Source organism: Kocuria cellulosilytica (genome assembly GCF_040981245.1).
Classification (GTDB): Bacteria; Actinomycetota; Actinomycetes; order Actinomycetales; family Micrococcaceae; genus Kocuria; species Kocuria cellulosilytica.
On the sequence record NZ_JAVFWZ010000101.1, the window covers coordinates 1 to 566 of the forward strand.

Annotated in this window: 1 protein-coding gene; it reads right to left on the reverse strand. The window is 74.2% G+C overall.

What is annotated here, in order from left to right:
• On the reverse strand, positions 1-463 hold a 463-nt coding region (locus tag RCG67_RS17200), incomplete at its 3' end, for an oxidoreductase (protein WP_497801014.1).
• Positions 464-566: the final 103 nt, after the last annotated feature.

The following is a 566-nucleotide window of genomic DNA, read 5'->3' on the forward strand; positions in this document are numbered from 1 at the left end:
CCCGGGCGAGGGCGGCGGTGCGGGCGAAGTCCTCGATGGTCCGCTCGATCTCCTCGGCCGTGAGCTCGTGCGGGACCACCGGACTGATGGGGGCGCGCAGGGGGCTCGGGGCCACGGCGTCGGGCGTCATGGCGTAGCGGCCCGAGTGCAGGATCTGCAGCGCGATCCGCCCGCCCTCGGCGTGCACGGCCTCGGTCACCAGGCGGTGCCGTGCCACCTCCTCGGGCGTGCGCAGGAGGGCCCCGCCGGCGCGGGTGGCGCCCTCGGGGCTGGGGCCGACGCCGCCCGTGACGATGAGCCCGACGCCGCCGCGCACCCGTTCCGCGTAGAACTCGGCCAGTCGCTCGAACCCGCCGGGCCGCTCCTCGAGGCCGGTGTGCATCGAGCCCATGAGCACCCGGTTCGGCAGGGTGACGGGACCGAGCTCCAGGGGCGCCAGCAGGTGCGGATAGGGCAGGGTCATCCGATACTCCTCGTCTCAGGTACTTGGGTCACCGTAGGCGAGAAGTGAGGCACGCCACAAGGTGGCCGTGCGGGGCGGACTCAGAGTCGGCGCAGCCGGTCCT